The sequence below is a fragment of the Streptomyces sp. NRRL F-6676 genome (assembly GCF_000725625.1).
Taxonomy (GTDB): Bacteria; Actinomycetota; Actinomycetes; order Streptomycetales; family Streptomycetaceae; genus Streptomyces.
Map to the genome: position 1 here is coordinate 57,073 of NZ_JOHS01000002.1, position 15,722 is coordinate 72,794.

General features: G+C 72.9%; 11 protein-coding genes. 5 read left to right on the forward strand and 6 right to left on the reverse strand.

Features of this window, described 5'->3' with window-relative positions; translation table 11 throughout:
• Positions 1 to 27 precede the first annotated feature (27 nt).
• From IO29_RS02570 to IO29_RS02580, 3 genes are all read right to left on the reverse strand, one after another.
• Entirely contained in the window at positions 28 to 1,725 is a 1,698-nt protein-coding gene (locus tag IO29_RS02570) for a penicillin-binding transpeptidase domain-containing protein (RefSeq protein ID WP_030377424.1), read from the reverse strand.
• Positions 1,726 to 1,834: 109 nt separating this feature from the next.
• Positions 1,835 to 3,451, reverse strand: a complete 1,617-nt coding sequence (locus IO29_RS02575) for a penicillin-binding transpeptidase domain-containing protein (protein WP_030377425.1) — start codon at positions 3,449 to 3,451, stop codon at positions 1,835 to 1,837.
• Positions 3,452 to 3,627: 176 nt separating this feature from the next.
• Entirely contained in the window at positions 3,628 to 5,397 is a 1,770-nt protein-coding gene (locus IO29_RS02580) for a dolichyl-phosphate-mannose--protein mannosyltransferase (protein WP_030377426.1), read from the reverse strand.
• Positions 5,398 to 5,500: 103 nt separating this feature from the next.
• On the opposite strand from IO29_RS02580, the gene rsmI reads away from it, so the two are divergent.
• Positions 5,501 to 6,349: a 16S rRNA (cytidine(1402)-2'-O)-methyltransferase gene (gene rsmI / locus IO29_RS02585; RefSeq protein WP_030377427.1), complete on the forward strand. Its 849-nt coding sequence runs from the start codon at positions 5,501 to 5,503 to the stop codon at positions 6,347 to 6,349.
• Positions 6,350 to 6,801: 452 nt separating this feature from the next.
• Here the strand turns inward: rsmI and IO29_RS02590 are convergent, their stop codons facing one another.
• The 3 genes from IO29_RS02590 to IO29_RS02600 form a co-directional block, all read right to left on the reverse strand.
• Positions 6,802 to 8,013: a ubiquitin-like domain-containing protein gene (locus tag IO29_RS02590; RefSeq protein ID WP_078618062.1), complete on the reverse strand. Its 1,212-nt coding sequence runs from the start codon at positions 8,011 to 8,013 to the stop codon at positions 6,802 to 6,804.
• Positions 8,014 to 8,219: 206 nt separating this feature from the next.
• Entirely contained in the window at positions 8,220 to 9,098 is an 879-nt protein-coding gene (locus IO29_RS02595; protein WP_030377429.1) for a TatD family hydrolase, read from the reverse strand.
• A gap of 42 nt (positions 9,099 to 9,140) precedes the next feature.
• Entirely contained in the window at positions 9,141 to 9,569 is a 429-nt protein-coding gene (locus tag IO29_RS02600) for a hypothetical protein (protein WP_030377430.1), read from the reverse strand.
• 293 nt (positions 9,570 to 9,862) lie between these two features.
• On the opposite strand from IO29_RS02600, the gene rsmA reads away from it, so the two are divergent.
• From rsmA to IO29_RS02620, 4 genes are all read left to right on the forward strand, one after another.
• On the forward strand, positions 9,863 to 10,771 hold the full coding sequence (gene rsmA / locus IO29_RS02605; protein WP_051707411.1) for a 16S rRNA (adenine(1518)-N(6)/adenine(1519)-N(6))-dimethyltransferase RsmA: 909 nt from the start codon (positions 9,863 to 9,865) through the stop codon (positions 10,769 to 10,771).
• Positions 10,768 to 11,661, forward strand: coding sequence for a 4-(cytidine 5'-diphospho)-2-C-methyl-D-erythritol kinase (locus IO29_RS02610; protein WP_030377432.1), 894 nt, complete (start codon positions 10,768 to 10,770; stop codon positions 11,659 to 11,661). The genes rsmA and IO29_RS02610 overlap by 4 nt, the downstream gene beginning before the upstream one ends.
• Before the next feature lie 128 nt (positions 11,662 to 11,789).
• On the forward strand, positions 11,790 to 13,613 hold the full coding sequence (locus tag IO29_RS02615) for an ABC-F family ATP-binding cassette domain-containing protein (protein ID WP_030377433.1): 1,824 nt from the start codon (positions 11,790 to 11,792) through the stop codon (positions 13,611 to 13,613).
• 231 nt (positions 13,614 to 13,844) lie between these two features.
• Positions 13,845 to 15,698: an outer membrane protein assembly factor BamB family protein gene (locus IO29_RS02620; RefSeq protein ID WP_030377434.1), complete on the forward strand. Its 1,854-nt coding sequence runs from the start codon at positions 13,845 to 13,847 to the stop codon at positions 15,696 to 15,698.
• Positions 15,699 to 15,722 lie beyond the last annotated feature (24 nt).

Consider the following 15,722-nt stretch of genomic DNA (forward strand, 5'->3'; position numbering starts at 1 on the left):
CCTTGGATTCCTCAGGGCTCCCGCCCTTCAGCTCCCCGCCCGCAGCAGCGCCGCCACCAGCGGGCCCGCCGTGTCGCCGCCGTGGCCGCCGGCCTGGACGACGCCGGCGCCTGCCAGGTCGCCCTTCCAGGCGGTGAACCAGCCGTTGGGCTGCTCCTGGTTGTCGACCTCCGCCGAGCCCGTCTTGGCGCCGTCGTCGGGGCCGAGGCCCGCCATCGCCTCGGCGGCCGTGCCCGCCGCCGCCGTGTAGTGCAGGACCTCCTTGAGCTGGGCCCGCACCGACGCGGACATCGTGCGGCCCGCCTTCGCCAGCGTGCGGTGGTCCACCGACGGGGCGACCAGGTACGGCTGGTGGAAGACGCCCGTCTTCGCCGTCGCCACCACCGACGCCATGTTGAGCGGGTTCATCCGCACCCCGCCCTGCCCGATCAGCGACGCCGCCATCTGCGCCCCGCTCTGCACCGGCACCGAGCCGTCCAGCGAGGGCACGCCGATCGCCCAGTTGTTCCGGCCCAGGCCGTAGACCTGCTGGGCGACCTCGGTCAGATCGCCGTTGTCCAGCTTCTCCGCCTGGCTGATGAAGGCCGTGTTGCAGGAGCGGGCGAAGCTCGCCTTGAACGTGCCGCCGGTGATCGAGAACTTGTCGTCGTTCTGGAACTTCCAGCCGCCGTAGGAAGAGTATTTCGGGCACGGGTGCGGCTTGTCGGCCGAGGCCAGGCCCTTCTCGAACAGCAGCGTGGAGGTGATGATCTTCATCGTGGAGCCGGGGGCGAGACTCCCCTGGAGCGCCACGTCGAAGCCGTGGCCCTGGTTGGCGACCGCGAGGATCTCGCCGGTCGAGGCCCGCGTCAGCACCACCGACGACTTCGCCTCGGTCAGCACCTCCTGCTCCGCCTTGGCCTGGAGCGCCGGGTCGAGCGTGGTGCGCACGGTGCCGGGCGTGCCCTCGGTCAGCGTCACCAGGGTCTTGTCAGGCGTCTTGCCGGGGGTCGTGCCGGGGGTCTTGGACGCGCCCGGCTCCCCGCTCGCCCTGTCGTCCTTCGCCGCCTCGCGGACGATGCGCAGTTCGACGCCCGCCGTGCCGCCGGCCTTCTTGCCGTACTTCTCGCGCAGTCCGTCGAGGACCGTGCCGAGCGAGGGGTACTTCGCGGTGGTCAGTTCGCCGCCCGCGCGGTCCACCGCCTTGATCGGCGGGGTGCCGGCCGGGCCGGTGACCAGACGGTCGCCGTCCTCCAGGTCCGGGTGGAGCACCGAGGGCCGCCAGCCGACCACCGGCTCGCCGTCCTCCGAGCGCCGGACGACGGTCAGCTTCGAGGAGTACGACAGCGGCTTGGCCGTGCCCTTGTACGACACGGTGGCCTTCACCGTGAACGGCACCGTCGCGCCCGACCGCTTGCCGCGCGTGAGCGTCAGCTCCGTGAGGCGGGCGTCCTTGTGATAGCCCGTCAGCGCCGCCTCCGCCGCCTCGGGGTCGTCCGTCGCGGCGGCGGCCCGCCCGTCCTTGCCGCCCTGCCAGGCGGTGAGGAAGGCGGTGGCCGCCGTCCGTACTTCGGCCGCGGAGAGCGGGCCCTTCTTCACGGCCTTGTGCTCGGCCGTCGCCGCCGTACGGTCGCCCGACGCGCCGTACACGGCGAGCGTCCCGCCGACGACGGCCACGGCCGCCACGGCACCGGCGATCAGCGGACCGCGCCTCTTGCGCTCGACGGCGCGCCTTCTTCTGCCCACGGCTTCCCGCAACCCTTCGCTGTTCCCCGCCCCTGCCTCGCACGCTCCGTGTTCCCCGAGGAACGCGACGAGGCCCTCAGCCTAAGGGCGCGGTATGACAGCGGGGACCTCAGCCGGCGCTTCGCAGCACGGCTGCGACGATCGGACCGGCCGCGTCGCCGCCGTGACCGCCCTCCTGGGTCATCGCCGCGGCCGCCACGTCGTCGCGGAACCCGGTGAACCAGCTGTTGGACTTGGCCTGCCCGTCGACCTCCGCCGAGCCGGTCTTGGCGCCGATGTCCCCGCCGAGCCCGGACATCGCCTGCGTGGCGGTGCCCTGGGTCGCCGTCATCCTCATCATCTGCTTGAGCTGGCTGGAGGTGTTGGCCGGCAGTCCCTTGGCGGTGGCGAACTTCCGGTCGTCCAGCTTCCGCGAGACCAGATACGGCTGCCGGAACGAGCCCGTGATCGCCGTCGCGGTCACCGAGGCCATGTTCAGCGGGCTCATCTGCACCTTGCCCTGGCCGATCGCGTTGGCCGCCCGGTCCGGACCGCTGGAGGCCGGGACGCTGCCGTCGAACGAGGTGATCCCGGTGCTCCAGTTGTTCCGGCCGAGCCCGAACCGGTCCTGCGCCTCGTTCATCAGCGAGGCGTCGGTGAGCGGCTTCTCGTCGATCAGCTTGATGAACGCGGTGTTGCAGGACCGCAGGAAGCTGTTGGCGAGCGTGGCCGACTCGTTGGAGGTCATGCCGGCGAGGTTGTGGAAGGTCTGCCCCTGCCACACCGCGGTGTCCGTGCAGGGCGCCGGGCCGTTCATCGACGTGACCCCGTTGTCGATCAGCATCGCGGCGGTGACGATCTTCATGGTGGAGCCGGGGGCGAGCTGGCCCTCGAAGGCCGCGTTGAACTGGTCCTTGCGGTGGTTGGCGACCGCGAGCACCTCACCGGTGCTGGGCTTGACCGCGACGACGGAGGACTCGGCGTACTCGCGCACCGCCTTCTCGGCCGCCGCCTGCGCGCTCGCGCTGAGCGTGGTGTGCAGCTTGCCGGGGGTGCCCTCGGTCAGCGTGGCCAGCGTCTCGTCGGCCGCCGAGCGGTCGCCGCGCCGGATCTGCAACTCGATCCCGGGCTTGCCGCCCGCCTTGTCGCCGTACCGCTTGCGCAGGGTGGCGAGGACGGGGGTGAGCGAGGGGTACTTCTCGCCGGTGAGCACCTTGCCGTCGCGGTCGACCGCCTCGATGGGCGGGGTGGTCGCCTCGCCGGTCACCAGGGTGTCGTCGGCCCGCAGGTCCGGGTGGATCACGGACGGCTTCCAGGCGACCAGCGGGTGCCCCGTGGCCTTGCCGCGCACCACGTTCAGGGCGCTCTTGTACGACAGCGGCTTCGTCTCGCCCTGGTAGGTCACCTTCGCCCGCACGGAGAACGGCACCGTGGTGCCCTTCGCGGTGCCGGGCGTGATGTGCACGTCGGAGATGTGCGCGTTGCTCTTGTAGGCGGTCAGCAGGTCGGTGGCGGCCCCGGACATGTCGTCGGTGCTGTCGGCCGCCTTGGCGGCGTCGCCCTTCTCCCAGGCCGTGAAGAACGTACTGCTCGCGTCCTTCACCTCGTCCGCCGAGAGCGGCCCGGTCTTCACCTCCGTGCCGGTGTCGCTGACGGCGGTCACGAAGCTGTACGCCCCGTACCCGGCGCCTCCCACCATCACCACGCACACCGACGTGATGATCGCGGCCTTGGCCCCCTTGCGCATGCCTTTCAGCCCCTCCCGGCTCTACCGTGCACCCTCGACTGTAGGGGGCGCGTGCGGCACCTGTGGCAGATGTGACCCTAAGTTGTCCTAAGAGTCATCAGATCGCTGACCCCCTGTCCAGCCCGCTGAACTCCGGTGCTGACCCTGCCGATTAGGGCCGATTAAGTACGTACCGGTCAGATCCATGTGTCCAGCCACATCCGTGAGCGCCAGTCCTCGATGGGGATGGCGTTCCCGGTGAACAGGGGCCAGAAGTAGATGAAGTTCCACGCGATCAGCAGCACCAGCGCGCCCGCCCCCGCCGCGCCCGCCACCCGGCGGCGTTCCGAGGCGCCGGGCGGCCCCAGGATGCCGCCGATCATCATGGCCACCGCCAGGCACAGGAACGGCAGGAAGACCACCGCGTAGAAGAGGAAGATCGTGCGGTCCTGGTAGAGGAACCACGGCAGGTATCCGGCCGCGATGCCGCAGGCGATCGCGCCCGCCCGCCAGTCGCGGCGGAACGCCCAGCGCCACAGCACGTAGAGGATCGCCAGACACGCCGCCCACCACAGCAGCGGGGTGCCGATCGCGAGCACCTCGCGGGCGCACTTCTCGGTCGCGTCGGCGGGGCAACCGTCCTGGCCGGGGGAGGGCGACTCGTAGAAGTACGAGACCGGGCGCCCGAGGACCAGCCAGCTCCAGGGGTTGGACTGGTACGTGTGCGGCGAGTGCAGATTGACGTGGAACTCGTAGACCTCGTGCTCGTAGTGCCACAGACTGCGCAGCCACTCCGGCAGCCAGGTCCAGCCGCTGCCCTTGCCCGCGCCGGTCGCCCAGTCGCGGAAGTAGCCGCCCTTGCCGTTGTCCGGGGAGAGGATCCAGCCGAGCCAGGAGAGCAGATACGTGGCCAGGGCGACCGGGACGGTGGCGAGGAACGCCAGGCCCGTGTCGCGCTTGAGGACGGTGAGGTAGGGGCGCTCGGCGCCCGCGACCCGGCGGCTGCCGACGTCCCACAGCACGGTCATCACGCAGAACGAGACCATGATGTACAGGCCGTTCCACTTGGTGCCGATCGCCAGGCCCAGCATCAGCCCGGCCGCCCAGCGCCAGGGCCGCCATCCGAGGCGGGTGGTCTCGGCGATGTACGCGTCCGGGCGGACGCGGCCGTCCGGATCCGCGGGCAGCGCGGCGGCCAGCCGTTCCCGTGTCCGGTCCCGGTCGAGGACCAGACAGCCGAACGCGGCCAGCACGAAGAACATCAGCACGCCGTCGAGCAGCGAGGTCCGGGCCATCACGAAGGCGAGGCCGTCCACCGCCATCAGGGCGCCCGCCAGGCAGCCGAGGAAGGTGGAGCGGAACAGCCGGCGGCCGATGCGGCACAGCAGCAGCACCGCGAGGGTGCCGAGCAGCGCGGTCATGAACCGCCAGCCGAACGGATTGAACCCGAACAGCAGTTCGCCCAGGCCGATGACGTACTTGCCGACCGGCGGATGCACCACGTACGCCGGGTCCGTGGGGATCGCCACGTGGCCGTCGTGCTGGAGGATCAGGTCGTTGGCGTTCTTCGCCCAGTTGGCCTCGTAGCCGTTGTGGACCAGCGCCCAGGCGTCCTTGGCGTAGTACGTCTCGTCGAATATCACCGCCCGGGGGCTGCCCAGGTTCCAGAACCGGATCACCCCGGCGAACAGCGTCACCAGCAGCGGGCCGCCCCAGCCGGACCAGCGCCGGATCCGGTCGGCGAGGCCGGGGGCCAGCCCGAGCGTCGCCCACAATCGCGGGCCGGGCTCGGCGAACGGCGGCACGAGCCGGGTCCGTACGTCACCGGCGGCGCCGGCGGCCGGGGCGGCGGCACCGCCCGGTGGGGCCGCGTAGCCGAAACGGCGCAGCCGCTGCTGCCACGCGTGCTGCCGGTCCTGGGCGGCCGGGCTCTGCCGGGTGTCCGTGGAGGACGCGGTACTGGTCACCGCGCCATCGTAGGGAACGGCGCTGTGTGAGTCCCGTGCAACCACGGATCGGCCGCGGACGGGGGCGGCCCGCGCGGCCCCGGGGCCCTGGGAGGATGGGGGAGTGACTGGAACCCTCGTACTCGCCGGCACGCCCATCGGTGACGTGGCCGACGCCCCGCCCCGGCTCGCCCAGGAACTGGCCTCGGCCGATGTCGTCGCCGCCGAGGACACCCGGCGGCTGCGCCGGCTCACGCAGGCCCTCGGGGTGCAGCCGGCGGGGCGCGTCGTGTCGTACTTCGAGGGCAACGAGAGTGCCCGGACGCCGGAACTGGTGGAGGCGCTGGCGGGCGGCGCCCGGGTGCTGCTGGTCACCGACGCGGGCATGCCGTCGGTCTCCGACCCCGGGTACCGGCTGGTGGCGGCGGCCGTGGAGCGGGACGTGCGGGTGACGGCGGTGCCGGGGCCGTCGGCGGTGCTCACCGCGCTCGCCCTGTCCGGGCTGCCGGTGGACCGGTTCTGCTTCGAGGGGTTCCCGCCGCGCAAGGCGGGCGAGCGGCTCGCCCGGCTGCGGGAGGTCGCCGACGAGCGCCGCACCCTCGTCTACTTCGAGGCGCCGCACCGCCTCGACGACACGCTCGCCGCGATGGCGGAGGTGTTCGGCGCGGAGCGCCGGGCGGCGGTCTGCCGTGAGCTGACCAAGACCTACGAGGAGGTCAGGCGCGGCGGCCTGGGCGAACTGGCGGCGTGGGCGGCGGAGGGGGTGCGCGGCGAGATCACGGTGGTGGTCGAGGGCGCGCCGGAGCGGGCGGAGGCGGCGGTGGACGCGGCGGAGCTGGTCCGGAGGGTGCGCGTCCGTGAGGACGCGGGGGAGCGCCGCAAGGAGGCGATCGCGGCGGTCGCCTCCGCGGCGGGCGTCCCCAAACGGGAGGTCTTCGACGCGGTGGTCGCGGCGAAGCACGCGGGTGGTTAGGGGGTGGTTAGAGGGTGGTTAGGGGGGCGCCCAGGAACTCGGGGGGTGCCTGTGCGTGGGCGGGTGCGGCTGCGTCGTGGCGTGTCGCGCAGTTCCCCGCGCCCCTTGAAAGCAGGGGGCGCCCCCAGCTTTCGCGGCTCCGCCGCGTGGACGCGAACAACCACGACGCACCCGCGCCCCCATGCTTTCAGGGGCGCGGGGAACTGCGCGATCAGCCACGACGGGTCTGCACTCGTCCGCGCACCTGTGCCCCCGCGTTTTCAGGGGCGCGGGGAACTGCGCGATCAGCCACGACGGGTCTGCACTCGTCCGCGCACCCACGCCCCCGCGTTTTCAGGGGCGCGGGGAACTGCGCGAACAACCACGATGCACCCGCACTCGCCCGCCCACTCGCGCCCCCGAGCTCATAGGCGCTCCACGCCCACCGCGACCCCCCCCAACCCCCGGAGGGATCAGGCGCCCAACCGCGAACCGCAGTGGGGCCATGGCGCCGAACCCCGGTGGACGTACAGTTTTTTCGCCCGGTACGTCTGCTCGTCCGCCGGCGCGGACTCCGGGCGGCCCTGGCCGCCGAGGTCGTGCCAGGTGCGGACGTCGAACTGGTAGAGCCCCCCGTACGTCCCGGACGGATCCACCGCGTCCGCACGGCCCCCCGACTCGCACTGCGCCAGCGCCCCCCAGTCCAGCCCCTCCGCCCCCGCCACGGACGCCGGCAGCGGCCGGGTCCCCACCCGCACCACCCGCGGCTCCGGCTGCCGCACCACCTCCGTGCGCAGATGCCGCGGGGTCTGCCGGACCCCGTTGACCGTCCGGACGCCGTACGTCACCCGGCGCACGCCCGCGTGCCCCGCGCTGTCCACGACCTCCGTGCCGCGGAACAGCGACGGATCGTCCGTGCGCCGTTCCTCGAACGGGATCGGCTCCTCGCGCACCTCCTGGTGCCCCCGCACCCGCAGCACGGTCACCGTCTGCCCGTCCCGGGGGAAGCTGTCCGGCGCGACCGACGTCGTGTCCTCGCCGTGGAGGGCGACCCCGGCCTGCGCCACCGCCTCCCGTACGGTCGCCGCGTTGGTGCGGACGTGCCGTTCGCGGCCGTCCGCCATGACCGTCACCGTCCGCTCGGTGCGCACGTCCAGCGCGAGCCCCTCGCGCCCGATGCGCCGGGAGCGCGCGACCGACAGGTACGCGCCCTCCACCCGCACCCCCAGCTCCCGCAGCGCCCCCTCGACCGTGCGCGCCGTCGTCCACACCCGGTGGTACCGCCCGTCGAGCATGAGCCGCAGGGGCCGCCCGTGCCGCACGTCGATCTCGTCACCGCTGCTCAGAGCGGTGCCCGGGCCGGGGACGACCAGGTCGTGGGCGCCGGTGTCGAGGCCCTGCTCGGCGAGGAGCCCGGTGACGTCGTCGGCGAAGGTGTGCAGGGTGCGCCGCTCGCCGTCGACGTTCAGCTCGACGGCCTTGTCCTTGGCCACGAACGCCGTCGTACCGCCCGTGAGGAACGCGACGACCAGCGCCTGCGGCACCAGTCGGCGCATGGCGTCGGGCCGCGCCGGGGGCTTGCGCCGGGCGCCCCGCCGAGGGGCGGGAACGTAGACGGGGGCGTACGGGGAGGTGTTCACGACGACGCGCTCCGAGGTGTGCTGGTCCGGACCGGGCTGATCCAAACGACAGGCCCTCGCGCAACCTAGCCGCGGCGGACGTCCCGCTCCCGCACGACACGAACACGGAGCGTGGCGACGGGTGTTCGTGTCGTGACCCTCCGCAGTCAGTACGTACTGTTATCGCGCTCGGCCCTCGGCCCCTGGCCCTTGACCCCTGGCCCTCGACCCCTGGCCTCGACCCCTGTCCCTGGACCCCTGGCCCTCGGCGCTCAGTAGCCGAACGCCCGAGCCGTGTTCGCGGCGATCGCCCCGGCCAGCGCGTCCTCGTCCGTCCCCCGCACCTCGGCCATCGCGCGCAGCGTGACCGGCACGAGGTAGGGAGCGTTGGGACGGCCCCGGTAGGGCGCGGGGGTGAGGAAGGGCGCGTCGGTCTCGACGAGGACCAGTTCCAGCGGGGCCACGGCGAGCGCGTCCCGCAGGTTCTGGGCGTTCTTGAACGTGACGTTGCCCGCGAACGACATGTAGTACCCGTGCCGGGCGCACTCCTCGGCCATCGCCGCGTCCCCGGAGTAGCAGTGGAAGACCGTGCGCTCGGGGGCGCCCTCCTCCTTCAGGAGGCGCAGCACGTCCGCGTGGGCGTCGCGGTCGTGGATGACGAGCGCCTTGCCGTGCCGCTTGGCGATCTCGATGTGCGCGCGGAAGGACCGCTCCTGCGCGTCCTTGCCCTCCGGGCCGGTGCGGAAGTAGTCGAGCCCGGTCTCGCCGACGCCCTTGACCTGCGGGAGGGCGGCGAGACGGTCGATCTCGGCGAGCGCGTCGTCGAGAGCGGCGTCCCCGCCGGGCTCGCGGGCGCCCTGCCGCGACCAGCCATCGGGGTCACCGTGGACGATGCGGGGGGCCTCGTTCGGGTGCAGGGCGACGGCGGCGTGGACGGCGTCGTACGCGGCGGCGGTCTCGGCGGCCCAGCGCGAGCCGTTCAGATCGCAGCCCACCTGCACGACCGTGGTCACACCCACCGACGCGGCCCGGGCGAGGCCCTCCTCCACCGTGCCGGACTGCATGTCGAGATGGGTGTGGGAGTCCGCGACCGGCACCCGGAGGGGCTCCGGGAGCGGCGGTGCGGCGTTCTTGTCGGTGTGCGAAGGCATGCACCGATCCTACGAACCGGACTCCCGGGTCCGTTCGGTCCCTCAGCTCGGCCGGTGCTGGAACAGGTGCAGGAGGTCGGAGAGGTGCCAGTGGCGGCGCTCCCCGGCCGCGCCGACGGTGGCCGGCACGTCGGGGACCCCCGTCTCCTGGCGGGGGACGGCCGCGCGGGCGGGCCGGCGCTGCTGCCCGTACATCGGCCGCTGCGCCGACGAGACCCGGCCGGGACGCATGATCCGCAGCACCTGGCCGCCGCAGTTCTGGCAGCTGGGGTGGGACAGCGGCGACGGCACGACGGCGCCGTCGGCCACATAGGTCACGAACATGGTGCCCTCGGCGTCGAGGTGGTGCTCTATCTCGTACGACTGCTCCCAGCCGTGCCCGCAGCGCATGCAGGCGAACGAGTACGACTCGTGGACGACGTCGGTGGCGCGGGCGCCCGTGCCGCCGGTGCGCCCTGCGAACTCTGTCATGCCGGCTCCTCTTGCCTTGTCCGGGGACAAGCGCCCGGCGGATGGCGGCCGCCGTGGGCGTGGGACGGGGTGCCGTCCCTCGTTCCAGTGGATGCCCGGGGGCCGTGCCGGGGCACGGAACCTGTCGAAGGTTGGCCCCGTTTTGACCGCTTCGTTGCCGGGTGCGCCCGGCGGTTACCTGGCCCTTTGCACGACCGCGTCGTCGCTTTGCCCCCGCATGGGGCGCCACCGGTCGCACGCGCCCACCCGGCGCGCGCCCCTCGCCCGGGTGCCCGCCCCGTACCCTTGTCGCCGTGAGCAACCCCTCCCCCTCCGACCCCCTCCTCGGGCCCGCCGACGTCCGCGAACTCGCGGGCGCGCTCGGCGTGCGGCCCACCAAGCAGCGCGGGCAGAACTTCGTCATCGACGCCAACACCGTGCGGCGCATCGTCCGGACCGCCGAGGTACGGCCGGCGGACGTCGTCGTGGAGGTGGGACCCGGGCTCGGCTCGCTCACCCTCGCCCTGCTGGAGGCCGCCGACCGCGTCACCGCCGTCGAGATCGACGACGTGCTCGCCGCCGCGCTGCCCGCCACCGTCGCCGCTCGGATGCCCGAGCGCGCCGACCGTTTCGCGCTCGTGCACTCCGACGCCCTGCGGGTCACCGAACTGCCGGGGCCCGCCCCGACCGCGCTCGTCGCCAATCTGCCGTACAACGTGGCCGTGCCCGTGCTGCTGCACATGCTCGACACGTTCCCGAGCATCGAGCGCACCCTGGTGATGGTGCAGTCCGAGGTCGCCGACCGGCTCGCCGCCGGGCCCGGCTCCAAGGTGTACGGCGTGCCCTCGGTCAAGGCCAACTGGTACGCGGAGGTCAGGCGGGCCGGCGCGATCGGGCGCAGTGTCTTCTGGCCCGCGCCGAACGTCGACTCCGGGCTCGTCTCCCTCACCCGCCGCACCGAGCCGGTCAGGACGACCGCCGCCAAGGCCGACGTCTTCTCCGTCGTCGATGCGGCCTTCGCCCAGCGCCGCAAGACGCTGCGCGCCGCCCTCGCCGGCTGGGCCGGGTCCGCGGCGGACGCGGAGGCCGCGCTGCTCGCCGCCGGTGTCTCGCCGCAGGCGCGCGGCGAGTCCCTGACGGTGGAGGAGTTCGCGCGCATCGCGGAAAACGCCCCGCACACCCCGAAGGATCACGCCCCGCACAAGGAGCCCGGCACCCCGTGAGCGTCACCGTCCGCGTCCCCGCCAAGGTCAACGTCCAGCTCGCGGTGGGCGCCGCCCGCCCCGACGGGTTCCACGACCTCGCCAACGTCTTCCTCGCCGTCGGCCTCCACGACGAGGTCACCGCGACCCCCGCCCCGGCGCTGCGCCTGACCTGCGAGGGCCCGGACGCCGACCAGGTCCCCCTGGACGGCACGAACCTGGCCGCCCGCGCCGCCCTCGCCCTCGCGGAGCGGTACGGCGTCGAGCCCGCCGTCCATCTGCACCTCGCCAAGGACATCCCGGTCGCCGGCGGCATGGCGGGCGGCAGCGCGGACGCGGCCGGCGCGCTCGTGGCCTGCGACGCGCTCTGGGGCACCCACGCCCCCCGCGAGGAACTCCTCGCCATCTGCGCCGAACTGGGCAGCGACGTGCCGTTCAGCCTGGTCGGCGGTGCGGCGCTCGGCACCGGACGCGGGGAGAGGCTGCGGCCCGTCGAGGTGGGCGGCACGTTCCACTGGGTCTTCGCGGTCGCCGACGGCGGACTCTCCACCCCGGCGGTCTACCGCGAGTTCGACCGCCTGACGGTGGGCACGGACGTCCCGGAACCGGTGGCCTCCGAAGCCCTGCTGTCCGCCCTGGCCAAGGGCGACGCCACGGCCCTGGCCACCACCCTCACCAACGACCTCCAGCCCGCCGCCCTCTCCCTGCGCCCCTCCCTCGCCGACACCCTCACGGCCGGCCGCGCGGCCGGCGCCCTGGCGGCCCTGGTCTCCGGCTCGGGCCCGACCACGGCCTTCCTCACCCCGGACGCGGACACGGCCACGAAGGTGGCCCACGCCCTGACCGCCTCCGCCACCTGCCGCACCGCCCGCGTCACGACAGCGCCGGCGCCGGGGGCGACGGTGCTGTAGCGGACGCGCGGAGACGACCGGGCGTCACGGTGAGTCACCCCACCCGGGCGCTCCGTCGCCACCCCCGCAGGCCCTACGCTTGAAGGCTGGTCGAGCCACCTTCGATCATGTCCCCGTTCAGGAGTGAAATGGCCGTCAACCTCGTCAATGTCGAGTCCGTCAGCAAGGTGTACGGCACGCGTGCGCTGCTCGACGGGGTCTCCCTCGGGGTGTCCGAGGGGGACCGGATCGGGGTCGTCGGGCGCAACGGCGACGGCAAGACCACCCTGATCCGGATGCTCGCCAAACTGGAGGAGGCCGACACCGGGCGGGTCACGCACTCCGGGGGGCTGCGGCTCGGCGTGCTCACCCAGCACGACTCGCTCGACCCCGCCGCCACCGTCCGGCACGAGGTCATCGGCGACCTGGCCGACCACGAGTGGGCGGGCAACCCGAAGGTCCGCGACGTCCTCACCGGACTGTTCGGCGGGCTCGACCTGCCCGGCTTCCCGCAGGGCCTGGACACCGTCATCGGCCCGCTCTCCGGCGGTGAGCGCCGCCGCATCGCGCTCGCCAAGCTGCTCATCGAGGAGCAGGACCTGCTCGTCCTCGACGAGCCCACCAACCACCTCGACGTCGAAGGCATCGCCTGGCTCGCCCGCCACCTCCGGGCCCGGCGCTCCGCGCTCGTCTGCGTCACCCACGACCGCTGGTTCCTCGACCAGGTCTGCACCCGCATGTGGGACGTGCAGAAGGGCACGGTCTACGAGTACGAGGGCGGCTACTCCGACTACGTCTTCGCCCGCGCCGAACGCGAGCGCATCGCCGCCACCGAGGAGACCAAGCGGCAGAACCTCGTCCGCAAGGAGCTCGCCTGGCTGCGGCGCGGGGCGCCCGCGCGGACGTCCAAGCCCCGCTTCCGCGTCGAGGCCGCCAACGAGCTGATCAAGGACGTGCCGCCGCCCCGCGACACCTCCGAGCTGATGCGGTTCGCCTCCTCCCGGCTCGGCAAGACCGTCGTCGACCTCGAGGACGTCACCGTGCAGGCCGGGCCCAAGGTGCTGCTCAAGCACGTCACCTGGCAGCTCGGCCCCGGCGACCGCATCGGCCTCGTCGGCGTCAACGGCGCCGGCAAGACCTCCCTGCTGCGCGCCATGGCCGACGCCGCCGTGACCGAGGGCGAGACCCAGCCGGCCGGCGGGAGCATCCGCGTCGGCAAGACGGTGAAGCTGGCCTACCTCTCCCAGGAGGTCGCCGAACTCCGCCCCGATCTGCGGGTCCTGGAGGCCGTGCAGCAGGTGCGCGAGCGCGTCGAGCTGGGCAAGGGCCGCGAGCTGACCGCCGGTCAGCTCTGCGAGACCTTCGGCTTCAACAAGGAGAAGCAGTGGACGCCCGTCGGCGACCTGTCCGGCGGTGAGCGGCGCCGGCTGCAACTGCTGCGGCTGCTGATGGACGAGCCCAACGTGCTGTTCCTCGACGAGCCCACCAACGACCTCGACATCGAGACCCTCACGCAGCTGGAGGACGTGCTCGACGGGTGGCCCGGCTCCATGGTCGTCATCTCCCACGACCGGTTCTTCGTCGAGCGCACCACCGACCGGGTGTTCGCCCTCCTCGGCGACGGCGCGCTGCGGATGCTGCCGCGCGGGATCGACGAGTACCTGGAGCGGCGCGAGCGCATGGAGCGCGCGGCGGAGGCCGCGTCGGCTCCCGCGCCGGCGCCCGCCTCCTCGGCGGAGGGCGCGGGCAGGACCGTCTCCGCGGCGGACGCCCGCGCGGCGAAGAAGGAGTTGCAGAAGATCGAGCGGCAGCTCGACCGGGTCTCCGACAAGGAGAAGGCGCTGCACGCGGCGATCGCCGAGCACGCGACGGACTTCGCCAAGGTCGCCGAGCTCGATGCGGAGTTGCGTGACCTCGGCGGTCAGCGCGAGGAGCTCGAGCTGCGCTGGCTGGAGTTGGCCGAGGAGGCGTGAGGGCGGGGTTCGTTCCTCGCGTGCACGCTTCGTGTCCGCTCGGTGAAGGCGCGTAACGACACCATCACGGACCGGTCCTCCTCCGGGAACAGGGGGTGACCGGGACGTCGCGTTGTCGTAGGGCGGTGATAGAAAGGGCCGGACTGAGAATCGTCTGAGAAGCACTGCTGTGGCGGGAAACGATCGCTGTCGGGCTCGGCCTCACGCGGTGAAACAGGGGGGAAGGCGCTGATGACTCAGCCGACGGATCCGCCGCCGCAGGGCGGCCACGGCACACCGCAGGGACAGCAACCGCCGCCCCCGCAGGGCGGCTTCGGCGCCCCGCAGGACCCGCGCGCGACCCCCGCGCCCCCGCCCCAGCCTCCGCAGGCACCGCCCACCCCGCCGCAGACGCCACCACAGCCCGGGTACGGCTACCCGCAGCAGCCGGCCGGGCCCTACGCGCCCCAGCCGCAGCCGGGGCCGTACGGCGGCGCCACCCCGCCCCAGCAGCCGGGACCGTACGCCCAACCCGGGCCGTACGCGCAGCCGGGACCGTACAACGCCCCCGCCCAGCCCGGCCCCTACGGCACCGCGCCACAGCCCGGCTACGGCTACCCGCAGCAGCCGCCGAACTTCCCCGGCGCGCCCACGCCCCCGCCCGGCGGCGGCCGGAACCCCTTCAAGGGGAAGCCCGCGATGATCGTCGGCGCCGCCGTGGCGGTGCTGCTGCTCGTCGGCGGCACGGTCTGGGCCGTCACCAGCGGCGGCGGCGGTGACGACGACAAGAAGCCCGTCGCCCACAAGAGCGGCACGGCGACGGCCACCGCGAGCGACGCCCCCGTCGACAAGGGCGACGGCAGCGGCGCCGGCGGCGAGGACCCGGAGAACCTCAACGAGGGCCGCAAGGACGGCGAGGCGAAGGTCCTCTGGTACAAGTCCGCCCCCAAGGCACCGGGCGACGGCGCGGACGCCCCCGGCATGTGGATCACCGACAAGACGGCCGTCAAGGCGGTCTACAAGGAACTGGTGGCCTACGACGTCGGCACCGGCGACGCCTCCTGGGACCCGATCACCTTCCCGCAGAAGATCTGCGCGGTGACGCACCAGAAGACCGACGACAACAAGGTCGTCGTCGCCTACATGAACGGCGTCAGCGACAACGCCACGTGCAACCAGCTCCAGCAGGTGGACCTCACCACCGGCAAGAAGGGCTGGAGCGCGAAGGTCGCCGAGGGCGATCTGTTCGACAGCACGCTCTCGCTCGAACTGGCCCTCACCGGCGACACGCTGATGGTCGGCCGCTCGCAGTCCGGCACGGCGTACGACGTGCACTCCGGCAAGAAGCTGTGGGACAAGAAGAAGTACGGCTCCGCCTGCTTCCCCTCGGCGTTCGCGGGCGGCCCGAAGCTGATCGCCGTCTCCTCCTGCGCTGCCACCACGTCGGGCGAGCACGACGAGGTGCAGCAGCTGAACCCGAAGACCGGCAAGGCCGAGTGGACGAAGAAGATCCCCAAGGGCTGGTCGGTCGCGCGGACGTACTCCGTCGACCCGTTGGTGCTGTACCTCACCGACGAGGACCACAAGAAGTGGAACATCTCCGCTCTCAAGGACGACGGCTCGGTGCGCTCCCAGGTGGACGTGGACGAGTCCTTCGCCCCCGAGTGCGGCTGGGCCATCCTCGAACGTGACCTCCAGGGCTGCACCGGCGTCGCGGCCGACGACGACACCCTCTATCTGCCGACCGAGGCCAAGACCGGCGCCAACGAGATCGTCGCGATCGGCCTGGACTCCGGCAAGGAGAAGTGGCGGGTGAAGTCCCCGGCCGCGGCCTCCATGCTGCCGATGCGGACGGAGGGCGGGAAGCTGCTCGCCTACGTCGAGCCGACGTACGAGGCCGGCGGCCGGGTGGTGTCCGTGGCGACGGGCGGCGGCAGCCACAAGCCGAGCACGCTGCTCCAGAACCCGCAGGGCACCGCCGAGATCGAGAACGGCTTCTACTCCCGCGACATCGACTACGTGGACGGCCGCTTCTACCTCTCCACGGCCCGGCTCACCGGGAGCAACGAGGCCAAGCAGAAGCTGATGCTCGCCTACGGCAAGTGAGCGGTCCGCGCGGGCCCTTGAGGT